The sequence below is a fragment of the Leptolyngbya sp. BC1307 genome (genome assembly GCF_002286735.1).
In the GTDB taxonomy this organism is placed as follows: domain Bacteria; phylum Cyanobacteriota; class Cyanobacteriia; order Phormidesmidales; family Phormidesmidaceae; genus Phormidesmis.
Window position 1 is genome coordinate 1 of record NZ_NRTA01000020.1, and the last position, 15,407, is coordinate 15,407.

13 protein-coding genes and 3 pseudogenes are annotated in these 15,407 nt (G+C 49.9%); 10 read left to right on the forward strand and 6 right to left on the reverse strand.

Features of this window, described 5'->3' with window-relative positions; genetic code table 11:
• Nucleotides 1–447 precede the first annotated feature (447 nt).
• The 4 genes from CKL79_RS23890 to CKL79_RS12390 all read right to left on the reverse strand — a co-directional run bounded on the left by CKL79_RS23890 (nucleotide 448) and on the right by CKL79_RS12390 (nucleotide 3,254).
• Entirely contained in the window at nucleotides 448–837 is a 390-nt protein-coding gene (locus tag CKL79_RS23890) for a hypothetical protein (RefSeq protein WP_240518829.1), read from the reverse strand.
• Nucleotides 838–1,040: 203 nt separating this feature from the next.
• Nucleotides 1,041–1,952: an endonuclease/exonuclease/phosphatase family protein gene (locus CKL79_RS12385; protein WP_240518838.1), complete on the reverse strand. Its 912-nt coding sequence runs from the start codon at nucleotides 1,950–1,952 to the stop codon at nucleotides 1,041–1,043.
• A gap of 632 nt (nucleotides 1,953–2,584) precedes the next feature.
• Nucleotides 2,585–2,734, reverse strand: coding sequence for a hypothetical protein (locus CKL79_RS23170; protein ID WP_205879071.1), 150 nt, complete (start codon nucleotides 2,732–2,734; stop codon nucleotides 2,585–2,587).
• Between the two features lie 79 nt (nucleotides 2,735–2,813).
• Entirely contained in the window at nucleotides 2,814–3,254 is a 441-nt protein-coding gene (locus tag CKL79_RS12390; protein ID WP_240518830.1) for a hypothetical protein, read from the reverse strand.
• On the opposite strand from CKL79_RS12390, the gene CKL79_RS12395 reads away from it, so the two are divergent.
• Nucleotides 3,253–4,326: a transposase gene (locus CKL79_RS12395; RefSeq protein ID WP_170944049.1), complete on the forward strand. Its 1,074-nt coding sequence runs from the start codon at nucleotides 3,253–3,255 to the stop codon at nucleotides 4,324–4,326. The two genes, CKL79_RS12390 and CKL79_RS12395, sit on opposite strands and share 2 nt — an antisense overlap.
• A 641-nt stretch (nucleotides 4,327–4,967) precedes the next feature.
• Here CKL79_RS12395 and CKL79_RS12405 read toward each other — a convergent pair.
• Nucleotides 4,968–5,270, reverse strand: a pseudogene (locus CKL79_RS12405) (DUF1830 domain-containing protein).
• Nucleotides 5,271–5,708: 438 nt separating this feature from the next.
• Entirely contained in the window at nucleotides 5,709–5,957 is a 249-nt protein-coding gene (locus CKL79_RS12410) for a hypothetical protein (protein WP_121969904.1), read from the reverse strand.
• 107 nt (nucleotides 5,958–6,064) lie between these two features.
• Between CKL79_RS12410 and CKL79_RS23175 the strand changes: the two genes are divergently transcribed.
• The 9 genes and pseudogenes from CKL79_RS23175 (at nucleotide 6,065) to CKL79_RS12450 (ending at nucleotide 15,254) form a co-directional block, all read left to right on the forward strand.
• Nucleotides 6,065–6,214 carry a hypothetical protein gene (locus CKL79_RS23175; protein WP_170944050.1) on the forward strand — a complete coding sequence of 50 codons (150 nt, stop codon included), beginning with the start codon at nucleotides 6,065–6,067 and terminating at the stop codon, nucleotides 6,212–6,214.
• Between the two features lie 399 nt (nucleotides 6,215–6,613).
• Nucleotides 6,614–7,633 (forward strand): endonuclease/exonuclease/phosphatase family protein, encoded by a 1,020-nt coding sequence (locus CKL79_RS12415; protein ID WP_121969905.1) that lies wholly within the window; start codon nucleotides 6,614–6,616, stop codon nucleotides 7,631–7,633.
• A gap of 258 nt (nucleotides 7,634–7,891) precedes the next feature.
• Nucleotides 7,892–8,185, forward strand: a pseudogene (locus tag CKL79_RS12420) (type IIL restriction-modification enzyme MmeI); the annotation flags it as partial.
• A gap of 124 nt (nucleotides 8,186–8,309) precedes the next feature.
• A pseudogene (locus tag CKL79_RS12425) lies at nucleotides 8,310–8,855 on the forward strand (type IIL restriction-modification enzyme MmeI); the annotation flags it as partial.
• A gap of 447 nt (nucleotides 8,856–9,302) precedes the next feature.
• Nucleotides 9,303–11,207, forward strand: coding sequence for a PhoX family phosphatase (locus tag CKL79_RS12430; RefSeq protein WP_121969906.1), 1,905 nt, complete (start codon nucleotides 9,303–9,305; stop codon nucleotides 11,205–11,207).
• A gap of 107 nt (nucleotides 11,208–11,314) precedes the next feature.
• Nucleotides 11,315–11,911 carry a PEP-CTERM sorting domain-containing protein gene (locus CKL79_RS12435; protein WP_121969907.1) on the forward strand — a complete coding sequence of 199 codons (597 nt, stop codon included), beginning with the start codon at nucleotides 11,315–11,317 and terminating at the stop codon, nucleotides 11,909–11,911.
• A 345-nt stretch (nucleotides 11,912–12,256) separates the two neighbouring features.
• Complete coding sequence (locus CKL79_RS12440; RefSeq protein WP_141242201.1) at nucleotides 12,257–13,123, forward strand: hypothetical protein; 867 nt, start codon at nucleotides 12,257–12,259, stop codon at nucleotides 13,121–13,123.
• A 101-nt stretch (nucleotides 13,124–13,224) separates the two neighbouring features.
• A complete protein-coding gene (locus tag CKL79_RS12445; protein WP_121969909.1) occupies nucleotides 13,225–13,845 on the forward strand; it encodes a plasmid pRiA4b ORF-3 family protein in 621 nt (206 codons plus the stop codon).
• 23 nt (nucleotides 13,846–13,868) lie between these two features.
• Nucleotides 13,869–15,254, forward strand: a complete 1,386-nt coding sequence (locus CKL79_RS12450) for an ISKra4 family transposase (RefSeq protein ID WP_121969910.1) — start codon at nucleotides 13,869–13,871, stop codon at nucleotides 15,252–15,254.
• Nucleotides 15,255–15,407: the final 153 nt, after the last annotated feature.

The following is a 15,407-nucleotide window of genomic DNA, read 5'->3' on the forward strand; positions in this document are numbered from 1 at the left end:
CTTTTCATTCTTCTGTTACAACAGATTTCTCGCCCTTTGACCACTCATCGTTACTTTCCTCAATAATGCTACTTACCAGCGGTTATTGAGCTATTGCGGGGGGCTTACGGAACTGCCGTCAGCTGAGTTTGATTGTTTTTTACTGGGGAAGCCTAGTGAATAACGTTAAGCAGGCGCTATGCAAACTCTTTCTACATCGTCTTTCTTTAGCTCGCCGTCTAAGTCTCAGCCGCTGATTGTCCGCGCTCGCAGCATCGCGATCATGACGCTGGTCATTGGGACAATTCACTACGGGTTAGCGACGCTGGCTCAGTCTGTTTCCTTTGAAAGCGGGGCATCTGCCATCTGGCCTTCCTCAGGCTTCTACCTGGGGGCAATCATGCTGTTTGGCCCGCGTCTGTGGCTCCCTATTCTACTGAGCGAACTATTTGCTAATGCACTGCTGTTCTACCCAAACGCACCGGCTACAATCATTGGCATTTCTGCAATTAGTACCGTCGAGCCACTGGTGACTGCCTGGCTGATCAGTCGATTTATCGGTAAGCGCGATTTGTTTGGGCGAACGTTCACTTGGCGGGGCACCGAGGCGTATTTTTCATTGACATACCCTTGCAGCCATGGCTCAGAAACATCAACGACGCTAGCAATGCCAGCCATCGGAATCTTCTCTAACAGAAGTTTATCAATCAGCGATTTCGTTTCGTCGCTAATAACCTTGTTCTCAGGGTTCGCTACGAATTGCCGCCCGCAATCTTGACAACGATGATTCTGTTTACCGTTGTGAATAAAGCCATTTTTAACGACAGCTTCAGAATCGCAACTGGGACAAGCGGGCAAAAGGGAAAACACGGAGAAGGTTTGGATTGCTACGCCTACATTATCGGTAAGGGGGGATTATCGGTAAGGGGGGAGCGATCACACATCCCCTAATTGACAGAAATATCCTTACTCGTTTAGGACTACCCATGATAGAAGGTGCGTTGAGTTTACAAAAGGTGAGTCGCCAGCACGCTTAGTGAACCTTAGTGCGCCGTAAACCATTACTCTTTTTGTATCGAAAAATCGACTATGATCGGCAGGTGGTCTGATCCAATCTCAGGGCCTGTATGCATTCTGACCACATTGAGTGAAGGGCTTGCTAGACATTGATCAATGGGGATTTGAAACAGTTTAGTAAGGATGTTTAGCTTAGGTGTGGGGCGATATGACATATTAGCGGGCCAAGTGGGAAAGGTTCCGAGTCCTTTGCGCGTGTTCTTCAGACCCGTTTCGTGAGCGAGTGTTCGGTAAAAAGGCGACCACATAGTAGTGTTAAAATCACCGATTAACAAAACGGGGTCGGTTTGCTGTTGTATATAGTCACTGACTGCCCCAAATACTTTGTTTCGACTGTGGAGAAACTCTCTTGTAATTGGCGGTAACGGATGGATGGCAACGATTAATAGTTGTCGATTTATAGTTTGGACATGTGCGGTCAGATTGACCGCATTGTTGGTATCGAACTTTCTGACTTTAAGGTCTGTGATGGGGTCTTTGCTGTAAAGGACAGTACCGGGCTGATACGGCGTCAGTTGATTAGAGCTATAGGGTAAGAATGTTTTTAAGACTTCTAGCTGTTTTGCCATTGAATCGTTGACTTCCATGAACAATGCCAGGTCAGGCCGTTCCTTTTTAGTCAGTTTGATAACCTCGGTAGCATTGCTGTTAGCTACGTTTAGGTTAGTGCTCATCACTCGGTAGTTTGAGTTTGTATCGCTTTGAGCAGGCGGAAAATACCAGGGGATAACCTGAGCTGAGAGGAGCGCTGAGCAGAAGAGTGTGAATAGGATCAGGCGCGATCGCTTCAGCCAGACCGCGATCACACCTAGAAAAAGTACCATCCCAAAATACTGCATCTGAAAATGGCATAGCAGCTCGAATAACAGTGGGCCACTCATACGACTGCTGAGCATTGCCACGGTTGTGATACCTAGTACTAGCAAGGCACATCCAACGGACTCGACGGAAGCGGATCGTTTCATATCTTTATGACTGTCTGGAATGGCACTGGCACGATATCTGAAAGGGTAGTTTTTCGGGAATAAACTTTGGAACTGGACAGTGGGAAGTTTCTCTTGAAGGGCGATCTCTGAAAGTAACGAACATTCCAATACCGAAAAGGCAAGGAATGTTCGAGACTGGTTGAATTACTACACTTAACCAGTCCAATTATGGAACTTTACGCTCGGATTGAGCAAATTATCGTCACACGGCGTCCCGCCTTCAGTCGAGAGACGCCGTGTGACTGGTTTGTGCTGCTGTTGTAGGGCGTACGAGAGCGGGGAAAACTGAGGGGAAGCCCGGAAATTCGTACCCTTCCCGCTCGGAGGCTTACCTTCTCAATCCTGCGATCGGCGATCTCAACCCACAATCAACGCCGGTATTCAGCATGAACCCTAATAAAATCGTTTGTACTATTCAACGAGTTTTCAATGTTTCCCCACCTTTTTTTCGCGCGCGCGCGCACCTTGATCACCTCATGCAAAAAGCACAGAATCCAGACAATCCCTGGGAATAGATGCTCCCAAGCCCAGCGCGTCGCCTCCTAACCGTCGGTCGTGACCGTCTTCGGCGCATAGTCGGGGGCATGGTCATGGACTTCCTGTTGAAACCCGCCATAAGCCATTGCCAGCCCCTCATGGCCAGCATTACGACTCAGGCTATTGCCGAATAGACCGCCTTTAGCGGCGGTCACCGCCAAGTAGACTCGCTGTCCTTGCCAATCACAGTGTTTCTCGTCTGCAACTAGATGGGGGGGAGCGCTGCCTCAGTTTTCACTGTGCTACCGACAATTGACGCCCGCCCCAGGGCCTGACACAACCGGTACCAGTGCATCTCTGAACGCCCATCACATAGGCGATGCCCTCATATGAGATGCCATGGTGCTTCAGATACAATGCTTTGGCTGCCGTCTCTGCCGTTTCGCTCATGTACGGGGTGACAAAGTCTGGCCGTAGTTGATAGGCACTCTCACTGCTTGGCAGATAGATCCGCCGTATCTTCAGGTCTTGCCGCAGCGATTTCGTCCAGCCGTGGAACCGATAGCCTTGGCTAATCTCTACCGGAAACAGTTCTGGATGCGCTGCTATTTGCTGATCTAGGTACTGCCGATACGCTACTCTATCATCTGCTAGCGTGGCGTAGTCGATATCATCCGCTATCGGTAGGCAGATGGTCTTGTCTCCGGCAATGCCTCGTGGCTTCCGCTTGGCCATGTCCTTGGCCTCCACTCGCTGGCAATACCTCTATTTTACGCCAAACAAACTTGCTTGGAACCAGGAACGGTCGTGGCAAATTCTTGAACGCTATCATCGGAGCCTGGGCAGCCTGCTCAACTTCACGTTGAGCCTGGATGTGATGGGACTCTCGTTGAGGGACTTACAGGAAGCGCTGTATCATCTATTGGGCAGTGTTTTGTTCGTCAGTGCCATCAATCGGGTGACGATAGAAGCGCAGGTGCATATGGACAGTCATCGCCAAGCCAAACTCGTCCAAACGCCGCCGATATTGATAGTCGATGGGGTATGGGTAGATATTCAGTACGCTTCAGCAGAGACAAAAGTAGACCGGGCTGGACATGTCCGTCAACTGCGCCAAGCTCAAGACCGTGTGGTCTTAACGGCGCTAGCAGTTTGGCCGGATGGGAATCACGAGGTTTTGCACTATGAAATTGCCGAACAAGAAGACATTCAAGGCTGGGAAACCTTCTTTGCACACTTGATTGAGCGCGGACTCGACCCCGCTGCGGTGGAACTGGTCGTCAGTGATGGCAGCTTGGGCCTACCGGCGGCGATGACCAAACACCTACCCCAAGCTAAGCAACAGCGATGCATCACTCACAAAGTACGACGCATCCAAGACTATCTGAGCTATGCTCAGTTGCCCACACAGACTGAGCAGGGCCAAGCGCTGAAGCCCTCTGAAGCGAAGTCACAACGCCGCTATCAAATCCAAAGTGACGCCTACGATATTTATAAAGCTGAGGATGAAGCGGCGGCTCAACAACGCTTAGCCGCCTTCGTCGAAAAGTGGCAGGCGCTCGAACCGAAGGCAGTTAAGACCTTTGAGCGGGATATTAAACTGACCTTTAGCTTTTACTCGTTCGATGAACTGCTGCATCCTCGAATTCGCACTTCCAACCTAATCGAGCGCTTATTTGAAGAGTTTCGACGAAAATCTGATGAAATCGGGGCATTCCCTAATGAGCAAAGCTGTCTGACGATCTTTTTCCTCGTCGTTCAACGTGACCAGGCTAAACATGACCGCTCAAGCATGGCGAAAAACTAAAGACACCAACGATAATCCAGTGGGCTATCGGGCAAAGGACTATGCTTGCGGCGGCTTTGGTAAGCTTATGGGCACACGAGACAGCTCGTGCTGACTTGGACGTTGATCTGATGTTTTTGGCTGAGCAGCCTTTGCTTTTCAGAAGAAGCGCAGATTGGTTGAATGATATCAGCTGGGGCGATCGCCGAATCGAAAGCTGGGAGGATAAGGACTACGGTGCTGTGTGGTCACGTCATGTATATTTAAATGGCGATAGTTGTGCCGAGAGCGAATTTAGTCTTGGGCGATCAGCTTGGGCGTCCATAGCTCCTCTAGATCTAGGTACTCAGCGAGTAGTGAGTGATGGTTGCCGTATTCTTTATGATCCTGAAGGAATACTCATTCAGCTGATACGATTCGTATCGTACATGTTTAGCGTCTATGTACGGTTAGCCGTAAACTGAATACCGGCGTTGATTGCGGGTTGAGATCGCTGGCTCCAGGATTCGGAAGGTAGGAATCTAAGAGGGAACCTCAACAGTTTCCGGGCTTTCCCACATTTTTTGCTCTCGTAGCCACTCGCTGCAATCTTAGTTCTAGATAGCGGGGGACTTATCGGTTCGCCGAAACACGTAGGGGCAATGGTTAGCGCTGCCGCCAAACTACCCAACCACACCGCAGAGACTACCATCCTGGGGCAGTTCGACCGGCTCAGCAAGGCGTAGCTGCGTGCAGGGTATGCGCTCAGCCAAAATAGCGGTAGCCGCTTCGCTACTGTGAACCTCTAGCAGCGCTTCAGACAGGGCATGGAAAACGAGCTGCTATCGTGGGAAAACAATCCGTTCAAAATACCAGCTTGAAAGATTAGCGATACAGATGACTTGAAGTCTGCCCGTCTCGTTTTTATAGCAACAGGTGATGTGTCCAGAGGCACCAGTTGTCAACGAGTCTAAACGATCATTCACAATTTTACAGGTAGGTATGGGTTTAGAAAAGTGCTTACGCTCACTAGAGTAGAGCTGTGGATCTGAGTTGTGATGTAGGCAGCTCGAACCATAAAATAGTAGAGGCTGGCTTATTACATCTATCGTGTACAGCAAACCAAATCGCGATTAATCTATCCGAGGGATGAGAAGAATGGAATCTTTGCTTATTCTCTCGAAAAGACATACTCCAGATTGAGACTCACTCATTTCAATCCACAGATTGCGCGGCCTTAACACTATCCAAATACCGAGATATCCAGGCACCTGTTTGTCCCTGTCATTCGACTATTTATTCTAGGAAATCTAGCAGAAACGGCTTTTGCTTGACCCGAGCTTTGTCTGCTCGTCAAGGAGCGCTCCTATGAACGCCTCAGGGCATTTTGGCTACCTGTTAAAGAAATCGAGCAGAGGCGTTGATTAATGCCTCTGCTGAGCGATTGTCCAGCGCTTGATGAAGGCGATCGCCTCTGCCCTTTGAAACAAAATCTGAGGAACGCCGTTAATGACCAATAGCCACCGCTGGTAATCTTGCTGCAAATACCAGTGATCCGAATGGCCATGCGTGCGAATCTGCCAGTTTCCTTGCTCATCTTTTTCGCATAAAAAACCCAAAGCTGACGCGGAGCGAGGTAGTGCATCGGCTGCTGTATGCTGAAGGTCAGTCATGACCTAAGCGATAGACAAAAATATCAATTGATTTTTAATCACACGTTAACCTAACAGCGACTAAAAGGTATTGTAATGTATTAAATAATACATTCTAGATTCTTTTTATGACCATTCGCTACGTTATTTTCGAAGTGGGCCTGCAAGATTCTGTCTCTCAGATGGAGGCCAGCATTATCGCTGAAGCTCAGACGTATGGCGCTCTGATTGGCTGGTTTACCATGGACGCCAATTACAGCGACAAACTATCGCTGTAATTGGCGCTTTTTCAGAAGCGTAGCCAGCTCGAAGTGATCGCCTACGCCTCGCTCTATATGCCTCGTTGTGTCTTAATCCATACACGTCAAAAGCCTGCGCTCCCTTGCGCCATTGACTGAGAGCCTAAACTGGCCATCCCTGGCGAGAGTTAAGCACAGTGGGAACGCCTTCTCAACTCGCCTGTGCTTGGGTATAGCTCACCCGGTCAATGCGTCACCCATTGTTATAGATTCGGAGTTGAGCCATCCAGTCATGCGTGCCAAAGGCACCGGCTAGCACTGTTTTGTTCCTTACGCCACCTCACCCAGCTGATTGACTGAGTGACATAAACCACATACTCAATGAGACCATTGGCAGTATGCTCCCTATGAACTTCACAGATTTTGCAGGAGCGCTCTATGGCTAAACGAGGTGCGAAAAATATTAGCTTTGCCACCTTCAATCTGTACAACCTTCAACTGCCAGAGGTTGAATGGTACAAAAAGGTCTATTCCAAAGCAGAGTACGCTGAAAAAATTAAGTGGTCGGCGGCAACCTTGATTCGGCTAGATGCTGACGTGATTGCTTTTCAGGAGTTATGGTCTAAACAATGCCTCGTGGACTTGTTTGAAGCTGCCGGTCTGGCAAAGGACTATACCCTCTACTTCATCCAGGATGAGTGGTACAACATCGCGGTCGCAGCAGCCGTGCGGAAGCCCTGGCGGGTAGTTGATCGCAAGAACCATAAGGACTTTCCCTCAAACATCAACCTCAGTAAGCCGCGCAGTCGAGATGGTGAAGATGATGAGCTGGACATCACCATTGACCGGTTCTCGCGCACGATTTTGCAGCTCTCCATCAACCACGAAGACGAGCAGACTGAGCTACCCACTATTGAAGTTTTGATTACCCATCTCAAGTCAAAGCGTCCGACTGTCTTAGGTACTCGAAGCAAGGCGTTGAAGGTACATCAGGAGGCGATTGGCAGCGCCCTCTCGACCATCCGGCGGACAGCGGAGGCGGCAGCACTGCGGGTGTTGCTCACAACGCTTATGAAGCAGACCGATCAGCCAGTGGTCGTGTTAGGCGACCTAAACGACGGTGCGCTGAGCAACACGCTTTCGATTATCACTCAACAACCGCCGTGGCGGATGTATGCCTCTAGCCGGGTAGGTAATCGCAATGATGCAGGTCTCTATACGGCTAGTGTCTTGCAGCAAATGCGATCGCTCAAAGACGTGTATTACACCCACGAATTCAAGGGCATTCAGGAGGTGATTGACCATGTGTTGGTCTCAGAGCAGTTTTACGACCATTCGGATCGTCGCATTTGGTCATTTCGGGAAATGCGCGTTTGGAATGACTATATTGAGGATGATGACAGCAGTTCGTCAGATCATGGCGCGGTTAGTGCCTATTTTCTGTATGACCCGAGATAAGCACAGAGTAACGGCCTAGGCTTGGCCTAAAATAGCCTCCGACACTAAGGCTCAAACGGCGAAAACTCGTGAGTCTCATAGCCTGTCTGCTACCAACCGAAAAAATGGTTGTAAGTCAGTCATATCAGGTGATTTAGAGCATCAAAAGACGTAGGGTGATTGCTTTACCCAGCAGAAAGTCAAGAAAGTAGGTTGTTTTTAAATCCTTTCTCTGAAAGGGTTTAAGGCAAAACCGTAGGTTTCTGGCCAAATGCCCCCGCTAGTCCTAAATCTGACATTGGCGGCGTACTCCAGCGCAACAATATCCATATAAAGGTTTGCTCTGAAGGGGAAGTCAGCGCCACGCTTACGGCCTTGCGAGATAGCCCAGCGACTGCTAAGCAAAAGGCCAAGCTTATCCTCGCTACCGATGGCAAAGGCTTTGAGGCTGAAAACCTTGTCGATGGCGAGACGATCGCCTGCGACTACCCCGACTTTCATAACTACTTCGGTTTTTTCTTGCCGCTGGCGGGCATTACGACGATTAAGCAGATTCGTGAAAACGCCTTTGATACGGTTTAGTCTTTGATGAGCCACTACAGGCTACAGATGATAGATCATCTATAAAGTCCTACTCTAGAGGGATACAGCGGTTACTCCTCATGTCGCTATCCGTAGCATCTCAAAAGCTAAACCGTATGATATCAAGGCTACGAGTCGTCTTAATCGTCTTTATATTGAGCTGCTGAAGGAGAACCCAGACTGGGATAAGGCGGAGCGACGAGAGGCGCTAAACCACTTTATGGCTCGGTTAATCTTTTGCTTCTTTGCAGAAGATACGAATATATTTCACAGTGATGGTCTATTCACGACCACTGTTGATCGGATGAGTTCGAGCGACTCCTCCGATACTCATAAGATAATCTCTGAGCTATTTCAGGCAATGAGTACCGTGCTCGAAGCGCGAAAAGCTGCCAAGATCCGCAATTGGGCAAATGAGTTTCCTTATGTAAACGGTGGACTCTTCTCGGGTGATGTAGAGGTACCCCGATTTAGCAAGATTGCTCGCTCCTATCTGCTTCACGTTGGCAATCTCGACTGGACGAAAATCAACCCTGATATTTTCGGCTCTATGATTCAGGCGGTAGCAGATGAGGAGGAACGCGGGGCGCTGGGGATGCATTACACTAGCGTGCCAAACATCCTCAAGGTGCTGAACCCGCTGTTTCTTGATGACTTGCGATCGCATTGCCTACCTTGAAATACGTACTAAAGCCACGCTTTACTTTAATTGAATCGGCTTTAACCTGCTGAGGCAGTTTTAATCTTTACTTAAACAACTGTCGATAGATAGGATCTACGATTATCACTCGTACATTGAAGTCACGCTTTACTTTAATTGAATCGGCTTTAACCTGCTGAGGCAGTTTTAATCTTTACTTAAACAACTTTTCAACAATGTCCTCAATTAGCCCTTTTTCTAACCCTGGTTAAAGACAAGTCTTTTGCCAAAAAGTTTGGACTGAGATTAATCGTTGGTGGGCGATGGTGAACAGAAGTTGCTGTAAGAAAGCCAGCAAAATAAAGAGGTAATGATTGGAGATTTGAAAGGGTTGAGCTTTGGTTTATGCGAACCCCGGACTGAGATTTGATGTGCGAAAACGGTAATTTTGTAGAGAGGAGAGCATCCGTGAATCACGATAATGACATTACCAATCAGTCAGGTAATCGTCCGTTTGAAAGCATACTGAAGACTAGAATGTCTCGGCGACATACACTAACGCGTGGGGCAGCTCTGTCAGCTACAGGCTTTTTAGCGGCGCTAGCGGGCAATAAGGCATTGATGCGGGGGGCGGTTGCGGCAGCAACGGCCCCTGCATCCGGTGCTGCGGCATCTGGAGGAGGTACTGCGATCGCACAGGCCCGCCGCTCCTCCCTGTTCAATTTTCCGGCTGTCCCCGCTGCCGTTTCGGGTGGCCCTGAGCCCGCCATTTCCTCTACCTACCAGTACGATGTGCTGATTCCTTGGGGCACCCCGATTCAGCCCGGTGGCCCTGAGTATACGGGCGATCCCAACAGCCGCCCCACGGCTGCACAACAGGCTGAGCAGGTGGGCCTGGGTCACGACGGCATGTGGTTTTTCCCCATTGGCCGGGGCAATGACCATGGCATGTTGGCGGTCAACCTAGAGTTCGGCACCAACTCTCATCTGCTGGGCAAAGAAGCTCCTACCAGCCCGGAAGATGTGCTTCTGTCTCAGCACGCTCACGGAGTCGCCGTGGTTGAAATCAAGCAGATCAACCGCAAGTGGCAAGTCGTCCGCAGCGATAAAGCCCGCCGCATCCACGTCAACACCCCCGTCACCTTCAGCGGCCCTGTGGCTAACAGCCCTCTCCTGCAAACGCCCTTCGGCAATGCGCCCCTAGGCACCGTCAACAACTGCGCCAATGGCTACACCCCCTGGGGTACCTACCTCACCTGTGAGGAAAACTTCAACGGCTACTTTGGGGCATCTGGCAGTTGGACCCCCACCGAAGCCCAGGCCCGCTATGGCTTATCTGAGAGCGGCTTTGGCTATGGCTGGCACCTATTTGACCCCCGCTTTGACCTGGCCAACTCCAGCTACCGCAACGAAGAAAACCGCTTCGGCTGGGTGGTCGAAATCGATCCGATGAATGCTTCTCAAACGCCAGTCAAGCGCACTGCATTGGGCCGCGTCAAGCACGAAAATGCCCAACTGGTCGTGGGTAGCGGTGGCCGTGCGGTGGTCTACATGGGGGACGACGAGCGCTTTGACTATTGCTACAAATTTGTGAGTCGAGCTAACTGGCGATCTATGATTGCCCGTGGCATTAGCCCCTTAGATGAAGGCGATCTGTATGTGGCCAAGTTCAACGACGACGGCACTGGTGAATGGATACTGCTTGACTACGACGCTAATCCAGCTCTACAAAATTCTTCGGAGCTCTCAAGCCAGGAAGAGGTACTCACCTTTACCCGCGTCGCTGGTGACGCCGTAGGTGCCACGCCGATGGATCGGCCTGAGTGGACTACCGTGGCTCCTGATGGCAGCGTCTACTGGGCGCTTACCAACAACAGCCGACGTGAGGAGCCCAATGCGCCTAACCCGCTGGCACCGAACCCGTTCGGCCACATCTTAGTCACTAAAGATAGTAACAATCAGGTCGGTACCACCTTTACCTGGGACATCTTCGTGCTGGCTAAAGATACCCACTCTATTGAGCAAAGCGCCTTTGGCAGCCCCGATGGCCTCTGGGCAGACGCCGATGGCCGCCTGTTCATCCAGACTGATGGTGACCAGCCGATCGTTAATGGAGTCAAGCTCAATGACCAGATGCTGGTGGCTGATCCCGGAAGCGGCGAAATCCGCCGTATTTTTGCTGGGGTGGCAGGCTGTGAAGTGACTGGAGTTGCGGTTACCCCTGATCGCCGTACCATGTTCATTAACCTTCAACACCCCGGGGAGGGCGATCCTGCTTTGACCAACTTCCCGGCCCCTACCGGCAGTGGCCTCATCCCTCGTGACGCTACCGTGGTAATCACCAAAAAAGACGGCGGCATCATCGGTTCGTAAGCATCGCCTTCACTAGTAGGGACTCTGAGGTCAGGATTAGAGTCCCTGCTGCTCTAAAAATTGTCTCCTTGTGCGTATTTTGCTTATCAAACAATTAGGTAACTCTTATGAAACATCTAGCTTGTTCGGCAGCTGCGGTCTTAGGTCTTTGTGCGATCTCAACCCCCGCTAGTGCGGTCGAGTTCAAATGGAATGTTGAGTACACCGGCTGGTGGGAATCTGAGGGCGGTGGTTCGGTTGCTGGCTTTTTTACCGCTGATGCCGCCGATGCCGCCGATGGCGTTGTCTCCGCATCTGAAATTCAGTCTTGGCTGTGGAGTTGGGCTGGTAACGATATTGTTCCAGCCTTTGAGATTCAAGGATCAAGGGGGGGAATTCAAACCTTTCCGGAAATCGCCCCAGCTGGCTTTTTTGTAGACGGTACGCTCAACCTGCCCTTTCTAGTGGATGATCTTGATCAAGCAACTTATGTGGGTGGCGAAGCAGGCGAGCAAATCATTGACCTAGAGTTTCTCATCGTTCAAGGTAATGATCCCTTTCCCACTGGCGATTCCGTGGCGAGTAGCGGGAGCGCAAATGCTGAGGCTGGTCAAATTGTCATTGGGGAGCCCACTCAAGTTCCTGAACCTGCTGCTGCCCTAGGGTTGATCGCTCTGGTGGGAGCCAGTGTGGTTACTCTAAAGCGACGCAGCCAGGAAGCATAGGGAGCACATCATTCTCTGAGTAGAGAAAAAGTAAGCTAGAAGCAGTCGCTGTGAGTAAGAGGATAGAGTCAATGACGCCAGAGAACCATGCCCTCACATGGATGCCCATGTGAGGGCATGGTTCATTTTTGGGCGTTGCTGATTTCCGGGATGAATCGAGTTTTGGACGCCTTGCGTCGCTGACCTACGATAGGAGCGTTCATCCCTTGATTCAGCAACGCCCAAGAAACTAGTTCCAGCCGAAGCTCCACTGATTAGAGTAGATCTTATTTTTAGTATTTGATGGCAATGAAGCAGCCGACAATAATAACGCAATGGCGACGCTAGCGACTCATCAATCAGCGTTTGAATAATAATAATTCAACTCGTCTCAATATCTCGATTATGTTATTGCGAATCTTATCAACGATTGCCCTCACTGCATTAGTCTTTAATCGGCTAACCCCTACAATATTTGCACAAGAACAACAATCAGAGACTCTTTATAATTCGTTTTCTTACCCTGAAGAACCAAAGATCACGATTCCAAGACTCTCAGCGATTATAACGATGTTTTGTTTCAACCTAAATTTTAATCATGGGCAAGACTCCAGTTTTCCGGTAACCCTTTTTCTAGCACGACCGATTATAGATAGTAATGGCAATGTTATTGCCCCGATTAATTCTCTGGTCAATGCTATGGTTGAGGCCAATGGCAATGAAATTGAAATTCAGCTGAACGCCTTGGTGATTGGAGGAAGCTACATCCCGATTGAAACCCCGAAAGTTACACTGCCCGCATTGACTGATACGCAACGCAATTTTAATAATTTTTCCTCAAATTTTGACCGTGGTCCGCGGGGTATTGCTTTTCGAGTTACCGATAATTTAATTAATTGGCTTTCTTTAAGCCGAACTGACGCTGTCTTAGAACCAAGTACGAGTACAATGTTGGGGTTTGGCTTATCCGTTGCTACAGGAATCGCACAAGGACTTAACGAACCTGCTCCTCCTGATCCAGAAGAATCCAGAGTCATGGAAATTCAGGAGGGGATTGTTCTTATTTTTCCCCTAGAATCTTCTGTGGAATTGTCGCCGATGCCTAACTATCAAAGTCCTTATTTCTCAGAGAGATCGTCTGCTCCAGTTTGTGAGGATGGAGAAGTGAATCCAAATCAGACTCAGTTGAATAATAATCCAGTTAGAAACGATTTTTTAACTGATGTAGATTGACTGGACAGTGGGAAGTTTTTCTCGTGCTTTGGTCGATTGAGAGCAACGAGAGCGAAAAAAAGTGTGGGAAAGCTTGGAAACTCGTGCGTTAGCATGAGGGCATGCCTGACACAGCCTTCCCTGTTAAATACCAGCTAAAGGTTCACCTCGTCGGCATCAGTCCGATGATCTGGCGGCGCTTCCTGGTGAGCGGCGACAGTACGGTCTCAGATTTCCACTATATCCTGCAGCTGGTGATGGGCTGGAGCGACACCCATCTGAACCAGTTCATCATTCACGGCAAACGCTACGGCGTCTATCACGACGGCGGCATGACCTTCACCGATGCCCCTACCACCGTGCGACTAATTGACTTGCAGCTGAGAGAACGAGAAAAGTTTCGCTACGACTACAACTTCATCGATAACTGGAGGCATCAGCTGCGGGTAGAAAAAATTCTGTATCCAGAGCAGCCGCTGGAGGTGCCTATCTGCGTCGCGGGTAAGCGCTCTGTACCACCCGAAAACTGTGGTGGTCCCTGGGCTTTTCAGCAGAAAAAGCAGGACTACTCTGTTGGCTACGCCTATGAAGTGATCGCCGATATCTTAGCCGGTGGGCCTGAGACTTTGGAAGAACGCTACAGCGAAGTGCGTTTGCTTCAGCAGTATCTGAGTCTAGAAGAATTCGACCGCAAGGCGGTGAATCGTCGCCTTCAACAATACGTTGAGGGTGATCGAAAATAGTTGTTTGCTGAGGTTCTAGGATAATGCCACTCAAAGTTCAGATCGTCTTTGAAAATGATGCCGGTGAGCCTGCGGTGGTGCAGGAAGTGGCTCAGATAGAGCGTGATGTATTCTCACCCGCCACGCTAGGACTGACGTTAGAAGACGCGAAGGGCATCCTTCGTGGCCTTCAGCGCCATTTAGTTACTCAGCAGATTGAAGACTATCAACAGCAACAGCTGACCTGTCCTGATTGCCAACAGCCGCGCCGCATTAAGGACCGCCGTAAGCTGGTATACCGTAGCTTGTTTGGCAAGCTTCAGCTGCAATGCGATCGCCTTTTTCACTGCGACTGTCAGCCGCAGGAAAAGAAGAGCCTCAGCCCGCTATCAGACCTGCTTGCTGAGCGCACAGCTCCTGAGCTGCTGTATGTAGAGACGAAGTTTGCCGCGCTGATGTCTTTTGAGCAAAGTGCCCAGCTCTTAGCGGAAGTGCTGCCGGTTGACGAGCAGTTGAATGCGGCCACTGTCCGCAACCATACTCAGCAGATGGCAGAGCGACTAGAAGCTGAGTTAGGGGAAGAGCGGTTTATGTATATCGACAGCTGTGAATGGGACATCGCTGCGCTACCACAGCCTGATATGCCGCTAACGATGGGTATCGATGGTGGCTATGTCCGAGCGATTAAGTCCCAGTCCGATCCGAAACAGCCGCATCACTTTGAAATAATCACAGGCAAAAGTATTGCTGACGATGGCTCGTCTAAGTGCTTTGGTTTGGTCAACAGCTATGACCAGAAGCCTAAGCGCCGAGTGTTTGAGATGCTTCAGTCTCAGGGGATGCAGATGAATCAGCAGGTCACTTTTCTCTCTGATGGTGGCGATACGGTACGAGAGCTTCAGCTCTATCTCAATCCGCAGGCTGAGCATTTACTCGATTGGTTCCACATCACCATGCGCATTACGGTCATGACTCAGATAGCGAAGGGCGTCACTTTCCCAGATGACTGGCCGGATAAAGATATTGGGCTTACTCTGGAGAGCATTAAGTGGTATCTCTGGCACGGCAATGTCTTTCGGGCGCTGCAAGCAATAGATTGGTTGGCTGACTCGCTCTACACAGAGGATACACCTTCTAAGCATGGCAAGCTGTTTAAGAAGGTGGAGGAGTTCAAGACCTATATTTCTAACAATCAGCCCTTTATCACAAACTATGGCGAGCGCTATCGCAATGGAGAAAGGATTGCGACCGGATTTGTCGAGTCTACGGTTAATCAGGTGATCAGTAAGCGCATGGTCAAAAGGCAGCAGATGCGATGGAGTCAGAAGGGAGCGCATCTCCTATTGCAAGTCAGAACGAAGGTGCTCGATGGCGACTGGCGTGAAACCTTTGAACGATGGTATTCAGAACTGGCTGCTCAAGCAGCTTGAACGGCTAATCAACGAGTTCCCGGGCTTTCCCACACTTTTTTCGCTCTCTTTTGCCTACTCTGACTTACATCAGAGAATCCATCGGGCTTATGCAGTTCCGAGTGTGTGAGATACATCCGGGTCGGGTTCCGTCTATACTCCGGTGGGATTGTG

Bases quoted from the DNA above. Each gene is read 5' to 3' on its own strand.
- CKL79_RS12385 (WP_240518838.1), bottom strand. From the start codon at position 1,952: ATGCTCAGCAGTCGTATGAGTGGCCCACTGTTATTCGAGCTGCTATGC.
- CKL79_RS12395 (WP_170944049.1), top strand. From the start codon at position 3,253: ATGTCCTTGGCCTCCACTCGCTGGCAATACCTCTATTTTACGCCAAAC.
- CKL79_RS12390 (WP_240518830.1), bottom strand. From the start codon at position 3,254: ATGGCCAAGCGGAAGCCACGAGGCATTGCCGGAGACAAGACCATCTGC.
- CKL79_RS12410 (WP_121969904.1), bottom strand. From the start codon at position 5,957: ATGACTGACCTTCAGCATACAGCAGCCGATGCACTACCTCGCTCCGCG.
- CKL79_RS23175 (WP_170944050.1), top strand. From the start codon at position 6,065: ATGACCATTCGCTACGTTATTTTCGAAGTGGGCCTGCAAGATTCTGTC.
- CKL79_RS12415 (WP_121969905.1), top strand. From the start codon at position 6,614: ATGGCTAAACGAGGTGCGAAAAATATTAGCTTTGCCACCTTCAATCTG.
- CKL79_RS12435 (WP_121969907.1), top strand. From the start codon at position 11,315: ATGAAACATCTAGCTTGTTCGGCAGCTGCGGTCTTAGGTCTTTGTGCG.
- CKL79_RS12445 (WP_121969909.1), top strand. From the start codon at position 13,225: ATGCCTGACACAGCCTTCCCTGTTAAATACCAGCTAAAGGTTCACCTC.
- CKL79_RS12450 (WP_121969910.1), top strand. From the start codon at position 13,869: ATGCCACTCAAAGTTCAGATCGTCTTTGAAAATGATGCCGGTGAGCCT.